The organism is Aliiroseovarius lamellibrachiae (assembly GCF_018599245.1).
GTDB lineage: Bacteria > Pseudomonadota > Alphaproteobacteria > Rhodobacterales > Rhodobacteraceae > Aliiroseovarius > Aliiroseovarius lamellibrachiae.
Window position 1 is genome coordinate 55751 of the sequence record NZ_JAHEVJ010000009.1, and the last position, 12702, is coordinate 68452.

Annotated in this window: 11 protein-coding genes; 4 read left to right on the plus strand and 7 right to left on the minus strand. The window is 54.2% G+C overall.

Translation table 11 applies throughout. The annotated features are described in order from the left end of the window. Positions 1-2 precede the first annotated feature (2 nt). The 7 genes from KKW20_RS14930 to KKW20_RS14960 all read right to left on the minus strand — a co-directional run bounded on the left by KKW20_RS14930 (position 3) and on the right by KKW20_RS14960 (position 6881). Positions 3-1367 (minus strand): glutamine synthetase family protein, encoded by a 1365-nt coding sequence (locus KKW20_RS14930; RefSeq protein ID WP_214568711.1) that lies wholly within the window; start codon positions 1365-1367, stop codon positions 3-5. A 292-nt stretch (positions 1368-1659) separates the two neighbouring features. Beyond that, positions 1660-2448 (minus strand): inositol monophosphatase family protein, encoded by a 789-nt coding sequence (locus tag KKW20_RS14935; RefSeq protein ID WP_214568797.1) that lies wholly within the window; start codon positions 2446-2448, stop codon positions 1660-1662. A gap of 79 nt (positions 2449-2527) precedes the next feature. Continuing rightward, the gene (locus KKW20_RS14940) at positions 2528-2731 is read right to left on the minus strand and encodes a hypothetical protein (protein WP_214568712.1); all 204 of its coding nucleotides are present in this window, start codon (positions 2729-2731) and stop codon (positions 2528-2530) included. A gap of 68 nt (positions 2732-2799) precedes the next feature. Then, the gene (locus tag KKW20_RS14945; protein WP_214568713.1) at positions 2800-3582 is read right to left on the minus strand and encodes an IclR family transcriptional regulator; all 783 of its coding nucleotides are present in this window, start codon (positions 3580-3582) and stop codon (positions 2800-2802) included. Between the two features lie 11 nt (positions 3583-3593). Continuing rightward, complete coding sequence (locus KKW20_RS14950; RefSeq protein WP_214568714.1) at positions 3594-4952, minus strand: TRAP transporter large permease; 1359 nt, start codon at positions 4950-4952, stop codon at positions 3594-3596. Continuing rightward, the gene (locus KKW20_RS14955) at positions 4952-5620 is read right to left on the minus strand and encodes a TRAP transporter small permease (RefSeq protein WP_214568715.1); all 669 of its coding nucleotides are present in this window, start codon (positions 5618-5620) and stop codon (positions 4952-4954) included. The genes KKW20_RS14950 and KKW20_RS14955 overlap by 1 nt, the downstream gene beginning before the upstream one ends. Positions 5621-5717: 97 nt before the next feature. Next, positions 5718-6881 (minus strand): TRAP transporter substrate-binding protein, encoded by a 1164-nt coding sequence (locus KKW20_RS14960; protein WP_246534629.1) that lies wholly within the window; start codon positions 6879-6881, stop codon positions 5718-5720. Positions 6882-7066: 185 nt separating this feature from the next. Here KKW20_RS14960 and KKW20_RS14965 point away from each other — a divergent pair, with 185 nt between their 5' ends. From KKW20_RS14965 to pta, 4 genes are all read left to right on the plus strand, one after another. After that, complete coding sequence (locus tag KKW20_RS14965) at positions 7067-8680, plus strand: GMC family oxidoreductase (RefSeq protein ID WP_214568717.1); 1614 nt, start codon at positions 7067-7069, stop codon at positions 8678-8680. 54 nt (positions 8681-8734) lie between these two features. Then, positions 8735-10516, plus strand: coding sequence for a sulfoacetaldehyde acetyltransferase (gene xsc / locus KKW20_RS14970; RefSeq protein ID WP_214568718.1), 1782 nt, complete (start codon positions 8735-8737; stop codon positions 10514-10516). Between the two features lie 73 nt (positions 10517-10589). Beyond that, a complete protein-coding gene (locus KKW20_RS14975) occupies positions 10590-11630 on the plus strand; it encodes a YeiH family protein (RefSeq protein ID WP_214568719.1) in 1041 nt (346 codons plus the stop codon). Between the two features lie 10 nt (positions 11631-11640). Then, positions 11641-12639 carry a phosphate acetyltransferase gene (pta, locus tag KKW20_RS14980; RefSeq protein WP_214568720.1) on the plus strand — a complete coding sequence of 333 codons (999 nt, stop codon included), beginning with the start codon at positions 11641-11643 and terminating at the stop codon, positions 12637-12639. Positions 12640-12702: the final 63 nt, after the last annotated feature.

Here is a 12702-nt window from a genome sequence, read left to right on the forward strand (position 1 = left end):
CGTTAGGCGCGCTCAAAACCACGGGCGATTTCCCAATCGGTCACCACGCGGTCAAATTCCTCTTGTTCCCATGCCGCGCAGCGATGGTAATGCGCCACAACCTCTTCGCCAAAAGCAGCTTTCAGCATGTGGGATGCGGCAAGGGCGTCCATAGCTTGCGCCAGATTGGCGGGCAGTTTCTTAGCATCTGGGTCGTTATAAGCATCACCCGCCTGAGGGGGGGACAACTCCAGCTTTTCTTCGATCCCGGCAATGCCCGCAGCCAATTGAGCGGCCATCGCAAGATAGGGGTTCAGGTCAGCCCCGCCCACACGACATTCCACGCGGATCGCTTTGCTGCCCTCGCCACACAGACGAAATCCGGCGGTGCGGTTGTCGATGGACCAGACGGTGCCAGTGGGGGCAAAACTGCCCTTTGTAAAGCGCTTGTAGCTGTTCACGTAGGGCGCCAAAAATACCATCATGTCACTGGAATACTTGATCATTCCGGCCATGTAGTGACGCATCAAATCCGACATTCCATGCGCGCCCTTTGGGTCGAAAAATACGTTTTTCCCATCTTTCCAAAGCGATTGATGCACATGGGATGCCGACCCCACACGATCCTTATGCCATTTGGGCAAAAAGCTTGCGGCGTGCCCCTGTTGCCAGGCGATTTCCTTCACCGCATGCTTGGCAATGGTATGGTGGTCGGCACAGTCCAGCGCTGCGGCGTATTTGATATTCAGCTCTTCCTGCCCTGCTTCCGCCTCGCCTTTTGTCCCTTCAATGGGGATCCCGGCCGCATAAAGATGATTGCGGATTGGGCGCATCACATGCTCTTCTTTTGTGGTCTGAAGGATGTGGTAATCTTCGTTATATGCGCTGATCGGTTCCAGGTTACGAAACCCTTCTTTGCGGATTTCATCAAAGCTTTTGGCAAAGAGGAAAAATTCCAATTCTGTCGCCATGACCGCCGAAAACCCCATCGTTTCCAGACGTGCAAGTTGCTTTTTCAACACCGCACGCGGGGAGTGTGGCACCGGTTTATGAGTGTGGTGATCAAGGACATCACAAAGCACCATTGCGGTTCCGTCCAACCACGGCACAGCACGCAACGTATCCAGATCTGGTTTCATGACATAATCGCCATAGCCCCCCGCCCAAGAGGTCGCCGCATAGCCATCTGGCGTTGCCATCTCAAGATCGGTCGCCAGCAAATAATTGCAGCAATGGGTTTCTTCATAACCGCCATCGACAAAGAACTGAGCCACAAATCGCTTGCCCATCAACCGGCCCTGCATATCCACCACGCAGACCAGCACCGTATCAATTTCACCGCTGGCCACCCTGGCTTTCAGACCCTCAAATGTCAGATTAGCACTCATTTCACGTTCCCCTGTTTCCTGTCTTTCTGCGGCGCAGGCTGCGGCAACCACAAAAGTTCCCGCGCCATGGTCGCAGTGTCAGCCTCGGATGTAATCAAGTCATTCCGGGCCTCAATCATTACATTTTCCAAGCCCCGTGACAGGGCCAAGATCTTTCGCAAATGGGTCACTCCCCTTCAGGACCATGGGCCCTGACTTCTCACCACGACGATGCGAAATCATGCGCATATGTGCAAGCCGCACGTCGGCACCCATCAGAACAAGACCCTGACCTTGGCTGAATAAAAGTGGTTTAGTCATCACTGGGTTGTCCCGTCAGCAACGAAAGAAGTTCGCGGTGCAGTTCGGGGGTGGCCGCCGAAATCACCCGACCAGCCGACTGCAGGGTCAACGCGCAGCCATTCCAATCGGTTGCAATCCCTCCTGCGGCTTCGACCACTGCCGAAACAGCCAAATAGTCGTAGGGCTGCAAATCATAATCAACCACGGCGTCCACATGCCCCGCCGCCAACAGCGCATGCGGATAGCAATCATATGCGAACCGAAGGGTCTGTCCAGATTTTGTCAGTTGATCAAAGAGTTGAGGGTGGTCGCGATAGATTTTTTCGCCCTCATTCACAAACAAAACCGCCTGTTTCAATTGGGTTGTTTTAGACACGGTGATCGGCTGGCCCTGCAAGGTCGCCCCCTGCCCTTTGACGCCAATAAAGACCTCGTCCAGAGCAGGCATGCCAATCACACCAATTTGCGGAACCCCATCCACCAGATATGCAAGTAAAAACCCAAACAGCGGGTGCCCGGACAGGAAAGATCGCGTCCCGTCAATCGGATCGATGACCCACATATTTGCACAATCCGCCCCTTCGATCCCATGCTCTTCGCCAAATATTCCATGGTCGGGGAAATGCTGTTTCAGATAGGCGCGCACCGTTTCTTCGACCTGTTTGTCCGCATGGGTGACCGGGCTTTCATCCTCTTTGAACTCAATCGCCAACTGGCCGCGGAAAAACCCGCGCGCCGTCGTCGCGGCAAGTTCAGCAATCTGTGCGGCATGTGCCGCATAATCAGTGAGTTTCAGCATCAACACGCCCCCGAAGCGCAGCCGCTTAGCACCCGGCGCTTTGTCAACGACCAACATATGCACATCAGACGACAAGATGCTATTCAATGTTGGTTTCCTGACGCAGAAGTTCCACATAAACCCACAATCCGTCAAGGCTTAGCGCATATTTATCAACGTTTATGCCGCCAAATGCCCGCAGAGTAACGTAAAACCCCTTAACTTCGGGAAAACCCAGCATTTCCGCACCGCATTTCGCGCAGGCCCGCAAAAAACGATCATCCCCCGCCATCGTTCGGGTCAAACAAGGGCGCGGCGGACAGCAGCGTTGGAAGTCAATTGGACCTGTCTTCCATTGAATATTTCGGAAAGCTATTGAAGTTTATTGAGGTCAGCCAGCTTTATGGCTGCTTCTTTCAGTGGATCAACAAACTCGATAATCTGCTCAAGCGAACACCTCATAACCGGTGCGTGGGTCGACAGTGTGGCCAATAATCGGCCCTGTGGATCCAGTATTGGCACCCCAACGGCCACCATTCCGATCATGAACTCTTCGTCATCTATCGAATATCCACGTTCACGCGTTTTATCCAGCTCGTCACGGAGCTTTTCTGGCGATGTGATCGTGTGTTCGGTATGCCGCTCAAGAGGTTTCGCGGAAAGAACGCCAATCAAGGTCGTTGAGCGCAGAGAGGAAAGGTACAATTTGCCGCTCGCGGTGCAGTGGAACGGAACTTGCGTTCCTCTGGGCAATTGGATCCTCAGGGGCCATTGGGTTTCGACCCTATCAAGATAGGTCATCCCCTCCCGATCGGGGGTTGCCAGATTGCAGGTTTCTCCGATTTTCTCGGCGACCCCCTTCATGATAGCAAGACGCGCGGTCCGTATACGCTCTGATGACATGGTGTTAACCGCAAGAGACCTGAGGCGGTCTCCCGGGCCATATGCCCTTCCATCTAGGTCACGCTGTAAAAAACCTTCGGCTTCCGCAGTTTGCAGAAGCCGATGGATCGTCGGTTTGGGTAACCCCATCGATTCGATCAGGTCGGTGGGTTTGACTGCCACGCCGAGGCGCACAACTTCTTCAAGTATCATCAAAAGCCGAAGGTTGGTCGGGATCTGAGTGTCTTTTGAGTTCGTTGTGTCGTCGGACATGGCATCTCGTGTCATCTGTTAGGCAATAGGATCAGCGCCAATTCTGGTACAAGAGATACGAGGATCCACACACCAATTAGCGCTAGAAGATAAGGCACTGTATAGCGAAGCAGTCGGAAATAGGGAACACCTGTCACGCCGGACGCCACATACAAGTTCAACCCGTATGGTGGCGTGATAAATCCGATTGATGCACCAACAAGGAAGATGACAGAAAAGTGGATCGGATCAATGCCAACTGATACCGCGATTGGCGCAAGGATCGGCGCAAGGATGATTGTGACAGGCAGGCTTTCCAGCACCATCCCAGAGAAGAACACGATGACCATTGATGTGAACAACACCGCATAATAGCCGCCCATTCCGGTTACAAAATCGCCAATGGTTTGTTGCGCACCCAACAGTGACAGGATTTGCTGCATGACCACGGAAACTGCGATCAAAGGAGCAAGAATGCCGCTGATCTGCGCAGACCGCACCACAATCGACGGAATTTGCGGGATCGTGAACCCTTCAACAACCAGCATCTCGAGATAGGATTTTTCTTCCCAAGTCTTATCCGCACCTCCGCCGATCAGCTTTGTCAGCAGCCAAGAGCCGACACCCGCAATGATACAAAAGCCAACGGTTACACCCGCCGCTTCGGTCGGAGAAAATTTGCCCGTATAGATGCCCCACAGAACCAGACCGATGGCAAAGAAACCAAGCCAGGCCCCAAAGGCGGTTTTCAAAACTCGGTTCAGTTGCAACGGGATCAGGTAGCCCCAGCCGTTGATGCGGCAGATAATCCAACATGCCAGCTGCATGCCAACAACCATAAGTGTACCGGGCAGGATGCCAGCCACAAACAGGTCGGAAATTGGCAGGTTCATCAAGAACCCATAGACAATAAAGATAATCGACGGAGGAATGATAATTCCAACAGTCCCGCCAGCCGCAGCGGTGGCCGCAGAGAACCGTTCGTCATAACCACCTTTGACCATTTCCGGGTGGAGCATTGAGCCGATTGTCGCTGTTGTTGCTGAGTTTGACCCGGAAATCGCAGCAAAAAGTCCGCATGCACCAAGGGCCGCCATCGCGAGGCCTCCGCGTAGCCATCCTAAACAGGAATAGGCAAAGTCAGACAGCCTTCGGGCAATGCCGGATTGGTTGATCAAGTCGCCGGTTAGAATAAACAATGGCATCGCAAGCAGCGCAAAGCCCTTGTTAAACACATTGAGCAATTCTGCCCCCATGTTGTCGAGCGTCAGGCCAAGTACAAACGAGCAGCCAATCACCCAATAGGCAATGACCAGCAAAACGGGCACACCCAACATGAACAGGCAGGTCACCCCAAGGGATATCAGTGTTACAAGTGTTCCGTCGGTCATCACACGTCTCCTCCGATCACGGCTTGTTTGATCAACGGCGCACCGCTTTTATAGTTCCTGATGTCTTCGAAGAAGTTCTCAAAAACGCGTGCCGCCATCAGAACAAAAGACATCGGAGCGGTGATCAGGAACCACCACTGCATCACATTGTCAGTTCCCAAAACGATCTGGAAATTCGACGCAGACAGTGCTGTCACCCGGGTTGTGGTCACCAAAACGATAACGGCAAAGATGAACCAAAGCACGGCATCCAGTGACAAGCAAAACATCTGGCCCGCGCGTGGCATGATGGTTCGGAACTCTGCAAAACTAAGATGGGTCCGAAGGCGCACATTAAAGGCTGCCCCGAACCAGGCCATAATCATGAACAACAGCGGTGGAATGGTTGTGGACCAGGGTTGTTGATTGGAAAAAACAAACCGATCAATCACACCCCAGAAAATGATAAGCGCAATCGCAAGATAGCTGAACACCATGATGGTGCGTTCCAGATGGCGGTCAAGCCAAGGCACCTTCTTATAGATCCACATCACCAACAGCCCACTTAACGCTGTGGCCACGGTTCCGACCACCCAAGCTGCATTCGACTTCAGGGCATTTCGGATTTCGAAACTGTCCAGTGATGTAAACGCGCTGAGTATGTCACCGATCTCTGACCAGATAACCATATCTTTCTCCCTGTCGTGCCTGCCATAATTGTTCAGGTCAGGCACAAATTGACAAGCCGGCACATAAACTGCGCCGGCTTCAATTGTTTGGCGTAGGTCAGCTTTTCCACCAGCGGCGGGGCTCTACGTTTTCTGGCTTCATGTCTTTGGGAACCTGACGTGCGATGTCATAGATTTCCTGATAGGTGTCGATGCCACCGGCCCAGCCGTTCAAACGGTCGCGCCATTTTTCCCACAATTGTGGTTGGAATTCAGGCGAACACATCTCTTCTGCCATCTTGATCTGATCGTCGGCAAGGAACGCATTGCGGACGTTGTTTTCAGCAAAGACAGTGCCCGGCATCTGCGGATCAGAGTGACCAACCGTTTTAACAAGTGCGGCTTCGTTGGCGGCTTGAACGTGGGTTTGAGCCCAGTAAGACGATTCCATAACCGCATCTTGCAGGTGGCCATCAAGGCTGTCGAAGACCGACGAATTCATCGAGGTATGCTCGGTTCCGCAGAAGAACTTCAGGTCAACTGACTGCGATACAACCGGCGACATGTTGGCATAAGCCACGGCAGACGCCCATGTTTCTGCGCCATCAATCAAGCCTTGCTTCAACCCGTCCAGCGTTTCTTCCCATGCAACAGGAACCGGGTTCAAGTTCAGAGCCTGCATCGCGATCCGACCCAGTTGGGTGCCCGTCACGCGGTTTTTCGTGCCAAACAGCTGTTCCAGCTTGGTCACCGTGGGTTTGTCTTCCCAACCCAGACCCAGTTGAATGCCGCGCAGCTCGCAATGGCTGAACAGGAATTTCAAACCGTGACGCTTTTCAAGCGGATCACGCAGGATGCGCTGTGATTCCGGGCTGTAAAGGAAGTGATACTGTGCCGCACGTCCCGGGAACATATACGCATAGTCCAGAACATTCAGATATGGTGCGCCACCCGCCGAGTTTTGGGTCGAAGCGGCATAGATGTCGACGATGCCTTGTTGGGTTTTTTCAACACAGGATGTCTGACCACAAATCTGATTGTCGCCAATGAATTCGATGCGGATCTCACCGTCTGTGCGGCTTTCCAGATCGCGTGCAAATTCCAAAGCGCCAGCGCGTTCAATCAAGAGGTTGCGCGCGTTAAAGCCCGAGGCCCCGAATTTCAGCGTGTGCTTTGCTGGCTTTGAGAAGCGTTTTTCATAGGTCGATTCTGCAGCGCTTGCGAGGTTTGCAAGGCTCATCGCCCCACCAAAACCGCCTGCCGCCAGAAGCGTCGAGCTCATGCCATATCGGCCTGCGACCCGAAATAAGTCGCGGCGTGTGATGCCACTTAAATTGTTAGATGTACTCACGTCTTTCCTCCCTTAGTGCAATTATTGAGACTTGCGGTCTCATTAATAGTACTTTAGTGAATGGTGACGCAAGGGAAATTTCAACTCCCTTAAAATGCAACTGGGAGGAACCGTATATGTCGCCGAAAACAGCTGATTTTCTGATAGTTGGCGCAGGATCCGCAGGGTGCGTTCTGGCAAACAGATTAAGCGCAGACCCAGCGAATCGGGTGATTCTTCTGGAAGCTGGCGGGCGCGACATCAATCCCTGGATCCACGTACCGGTTGGATATTTCAAGACACTGCACAATCCCAACACAGACTGGTGTTACAAGGCTGAACCCGACGAAGGGCTGAATGGTCGTTCACTGGATTGGCCCCGCGGAAAAACGCTTGGCGGGTCGAGTTCCATCAACGGTCTGCTTTATGTGCGCGGGCAAAAAGAAGACTATGATCGCTGGGCGCAGCGCGGCAACAAGGGCTGGGGATATGACGATGTCCTTCCCCTGTTCAAACGCTCTGAATCTTATGAAAAGGGCGAGGATGACTACCATGGTGGCGACGGCGGTCTATCGGTGTCTATGATCCGCGCGAAAACTGATATTTCCCAGGCGTTTATTGAGGCGGCGATGGAAATGGGTGTTCCGCGCAACTACGATTACAATGGCGAAGATCAGGAAGGTGTCAGCTATTTCCACCAAACTGCCCGCAAGGGTTTTCGGTGCTCAAGCGCCCGCGCCTTTCTTAACCCGGCCAAGAAGCGCCAAAATCTTGAAGTTATCACCCATGCCCACACGGAATCGCTGATATTTGACCCCAAAGAACCACGCCGCGTGATTGGTGTGCGGTATTCGAAAAAGGGCCAGACACATGAGGTATTCCTTAATCCCGGTGGTGAAGTCATCCTGTCGGCCGGCGCGATTGGATCCCCTCAGCTCTTAGAGCTCTCCGGCATCGGTCGGGGGGATGTCCTGCAAAAAGCCGGTGTCGAGGTCAGGCATGAACTTCCCGGTGTGGGCGAGAACCTACAGGATCATTTGCAAATTCGTCTGATCTATGAGGTCAACGCACAAACGCTGAACGACGCCATAAACCGGTTCGTGCCGCGCATGGGCATTGGGCTTAACTATGTTCTGTTTCGCAAGGGACCGATGAGTTTGGGTGCCAGCCAAGTCTGTGTTTTTGCCAAATCTATGGAAGGGTTGGACACGCCCGACATTCAATTCCACTTCCAACCCCTTAGCGCCGATAAGCCAGGTATCGAGATGCATCCGTTTTCGGGAATTACCTCTTCGGTGTGTCAGTTGCGGCCTGAAAGCCGTGGGCATATTCATATCGCGTCACCAAATGCGATGGATTACCCCAAGATCGTGCCCAATTATCTGTCGGCCACAGCAGATCAGCTTTGTGCCATTCGCGCCGTCAAATTTGCACGGGCAATGACCAAAACCAAGGCGCTCAGCCCTTACATCGTCCGCGAACATGTGCCGTCAAACAATCCGCAGACGGATGAGGAATTGCTGCAATGTGCCCGCGACATCAGCCAGACCATTTATCACCCGACCAGCACATGCCGCATGGGCAATGATAGCATGGCGGTTGTTGATGACCGTTTGCGTGTTCACGGCATCAAAGGGCTGCGGGTCGCGGATGCGTCGATCATGCCCGATATTGTGTCCGGCAACACCAATGCCCCAGCCATCATGATTGGCGAAAAGGCCAGCGACATGATCCTGGAAGATCGGCGCTGATCGCCGAAAACCCGAACCCCATTCTCACATACAATCCTAACAGGAGACGTAATCATGAAGATGACGACCGAAGAAGCTTTCGTCAAAGTCCTACAAATGCACGGCATCGATAACGCTTTTGGCATTATTGGCTCTGCCATGATGCCTATTTCTGACCTTTTTCCCGCCGCGGGGATCAAGTTTTTTGACTGCGCCCATGAATGCAACGCGGGTATGATGGCCGATGGGTTCACGCGCGCCTCGGGTGACATGTCGATGATGGTTGCGCAGAACGGCCCCGGCATCACCAGCTTGGTCACACCGATCAAAACCGCGTATTGGAACCACACGCCGCTTTTGGTGGTGACGCCGCAAGCTGCCAACAAGACCCTTGGTCAGGGTGGCTTTCAGGAAGTTGAACAAATGGCGCTGTTGGAAGATATGGTCGCCTATCAGGAAGAGGTGCGTGACCCGTCGCGCATGGCCGAAGTACTCAACCGAGTGATCCTGCAAGCCAAACGCGCCAGTGCACCGGCGCAAATCAACATTCCGCGTGACTACTGGACACAGGTGATCGATATCGATCTGCCGGCTGTGGTCGAGTTTGAACGCCCTGCCGGTGGTGAAAACGCCGTGGCTGAAGCCGCCAAACTGCTGTCAGAGGCGAAATTTCCGGTCATTCTGAACGGTGCTGGCGTGGTGCTGGGGGATGCGATCGGCGACTCGATGGCGCTGGCTGAACAACTGACAGCGCCGGTCTGTGTGGGGTATCAACACAACGACGCCTTCCCGGGCAATCACCCTCTTTTTGCAGGCCCGTTGGGGTACAACGGATCAAAGGCAGGAATGGAGCTGATCTCGAAGGCTGATGTTGTATTGGCCCTTGGCACCCGCTTGAACCCATTCTCGACACTTCCCGGATACGGCATTGATTACTGGCCGTCAGACGCCAAGATCATTCAGGTCGACATCAACCCCGATCGGATTGGCCTTACCAAACGTGTCTCGGTCGGTATTATTGGCGATTCCAAGAAAGTGGCACAGAGCATCTTGGCCCAGCTCGCGGACGGCGCGGGTGATGCCGGGCGGCAGAAGCGGAAAGACGCCATCGCAGAAACCAAGTCACGTTGGGCGCAGGAACTGACGTCGATGGATCACGAAGACGATGATCCGGGCACCACTTGGAACGAACGTGCCCGGGATCGGGAACCCGGAAAAATGAGCCCGCGCATGGCGTGGCGTGCGATCCAATCCGCATTGCCGAAAGAGGCGATTATCTCGTCTGATATTGGCAACAATTGTGCCATCGGCAACGCCTATCCATCGTTTGAAGAAGGCCGTAAATATCTTGCACCCGGTTTGTTTGGCCCTTGCGGTTATGGGTTCCCCGCGATCTGCGGCGCAAAGATCGCCTGCCCTGATACCCCTGTGGTTGGGTTTGCCGGTGATGGGGCGTTCGGCATTTCGATGAATGAGATGGTTTCAGTCAATCGCGACGACTGGCCCGCAATCACCATGGTGATCTTTCGCAACTACCAATGGGGGGCCGAAAAGCGGAACACCACATTGTGGTTCGACGACAACTTTGTCGGCACTGAGCTGTCCAAGGAGGTCAGCTATGCCGGTATCGCACGCGCCTGTGGCGTCGAAGGTGTGGCCGTGGCCTCGATGGATGAATTGACAGATGAGTTGGACAAAGCCGTCAAACGTCAGATGAACGAGGGCAAGACAACCTTCATCGAGATTTTGTTGAACCAAGAACTGGGCGAACCTTTCCGTCGCGATGCGATGAAAAAGCCAGTCGCGGTGGCGGGCATCAATGCGGCCGATATGCGCCCCAACAACCGCGCGACCTAATCAAAACGTCTGGGCCAATGGCCCAGACCCCTCCCCCTCAAAAGGGGGCATCTACTCTATAAAGGTATGACCAATGCCGGCGACAATTGCCTCAAGATACTCACTACCTGCTATAACGGCGTTTGCCCGACTGAATGGCCGCGGTTTCCTTGTTTCCGTTGTCCTTGCTGCGGCGGCCAAATTCCTTTCTGAGCATTATGGTGCACCTGCCATGTTGATGGCGCTTCTGCTGGGGATCGCCTTTCACTTTCTCGCTGAGGAAGACGGCAACAGTTGCAAGCCCGGTATCGAGTTTACCGCCCGAACGGTTCTGCGCATTGGCGTGGCTCTTTTGGGCGCGCGCATCAGTGTCGAGTTGATGATCGGCCTTGGTCCTCGGTTGATCGCCGTGGTGATTGCCGGCGTTTTCCTGACCATTCTGTTTGGCCTGGCGGCGGCGCGCCTTTTGGGCCGGGGTTGGCGGTTCGGCCTGTTGACAGGTGGGTCAGTGGCGATTTGCGGGGCATCTGCGGCAATGGCAATATCTGCTGTGTTGCCCAAGAACGAGCATTCCGAGCGCAACCTCATTTTCACGGTTCTTGCGGTCACGGTGATGTCCACCATCGCCATGATTGTTTACCCGCTGCTGACAGAGTTTCATGAGTTCAACGACGAAGTGTCCGGCGTCTTTCTTGGTGGCACGATCCACGATGTTGCACAGGTTGTGGGCGCGGGTTTTTCGGTTTCGAACGAGACCGGCGAGGTCGCGACGCTTGTCAAACTCATCCGGGTTGCAATGCTGGCCCCCGTGGTGCTGGTGATCTCGGTGCTTGTGCGCCGTCACGTCGAAGAAGGTGATACAAATGGCAAACGCCCTCCGGTGCTTCCCACCTTCGTGATTGGCTTTCTGATTTTCGCAACGCTGAATTCCCTTGGGCTGATCCCGACCATTGCTATCGAAACAATGTCGTCGCTCAGCCGCTGGGCTTTGCTGATCTCAATCGCCGCGGTCGGCATGAAGACCTCGCTTAAGCGGATACTGGATGTCGGCGGTCAGGCGATTGCCCTGATCGTTGCGGAAACGCTGTTCATCGCCCTGTTTGTCCTTCTTGGCGTCACCCTTTTGGGCCATTGAAAGGACCAACATGAAACCCCTCGAAATGCTCTTGAAAAACGCGGCACGCTCGCAGAAGAAAATTGTCCTGAGCGAGGGCAGCGACCCCCGAGCGGTCCAAGCCGCAATAGATGCGCGCAGGCATGGCATCGCCAGGATTGTGTTGGTTGGGTCCGAACAGGAAATCCTTAGCCAATACGCCGTTGCCGGTGCTGAACCAGATAAAGGTATCGAGATCCATGACCCGGCCACATCGCCGCTTTTGGATGAACTGGCGCGGACATTCTATGAACGCCGCCGGCACAAAGGGGTGTCCCTGGATGATGCGCGTCGCGCAGCGAAGACGCCTCATGTTTACGCGGCACTTCTGGTCAAGACCGGCCACGCCGATGGCACCGTGGGCGGCGCAGTGGCGACCACTGCCGAAATTGTACGCACCGCGATCCAGGTGATCGGCACCAAGCCGGATTCCAAACTGGTGTCGTCCTTTTTTCTTATGCTGTTTTGCCAGTCACACCATATCAAAAAGGGCGCTCACGTCTTCGCTGACAGTGGTCTGGTTGTGGACCCCACGGCTGAGGAAATGGCCCTAATTGCCCAAGCTTCGGCTGACAGCTTTAAGACCTTGACCGGCGAGATCCCGCGTGTTGCGATGCTATCTTTCTCGACCCACGGAAGCGCAGCGCACGACAAGGTCTCGAAAGTAATTACAGCCACCGCGCTTGCACAAAAGGCCGACCCATCGCTGATGATTGACGGAGAGTTGCAATTTGATGCCGCCTTTGTGCCGGATGTCGCGGCGCAAAAAGCCAACGCCTCGCCGCTAGGTGGCGATGCCAACGTATTTGTTTTTCCCAACCTCGAAAGCGGCAATATCGCCTATAAAATTGCTCAGCGTGTCGGTGGAGCAATCGCAATCGGCCCTGTCCTTCAAGGGCTGGAAAAGCCCGCAAATGATCTTTCGCGGGGATGCACCGCAGAAGACATGCTGCACATGATTGCCGTTACAGCCGCTCAGGTAGAGACGTAAGATATACAATCAGAATTGCTTTGCTAATTCATCCATATGGCCGTCCTGTTTTCAATAACCCAT